Annotated in this window: 1 protein-coding gene; it reads left to right on the top strand. The window is 51.4% G+C overall.

Features of this window, described 5'->3' with window-relative positions; translation table 11 throughout:
* Nucleotides 1-331: Ig-like domain-containing protein (locus IDZ20_RS06660; RefSeq protein WP_223144920.1), on the top strand; the 331-nt coding region annotated here is incomplete at both ends.

Genomic DNA, 331 nt, shown 5'->3' on the forward strand with positions numbered 1-331 from the left:
TTAAGTTACAGCGTTGCGGGCAACAGCAATATCGGTGTCAGCATCGATGCCAATGGCATTGCCACCATCTCCAGCACCGCCGATTGGAACGGTTCCGAGACGATTACTTTTACCGCGGAAGACGAAGGTGGTTTAACGGTCGATGCCAGTGCAGACTTTATTGTCGGCGCGGATAATGATGCGCCGACCACCAGTGGTCTTGCCGATCAAAACCTTACTGAAGACTTCGCCAGCTACACGATCGATTTAAACGATCTCTTCGCCGACGCTGAAACCGCCGATGGCGATTTAAGTTACAGCGTTGCCGGCAATACTAATATCGGTGTCAGTA

It is taken from the genome of Teredinibacter waterburyi (assembly GCF_001922985.1).
Taxonomy (GTDB): domain Bacteria; phylum Pseudomonadota; class Gammaproteobacteria; order Pseudomonadales; family Cellvibrionaceae; genus Teredinibacter; species Teredinibacter waterburyi.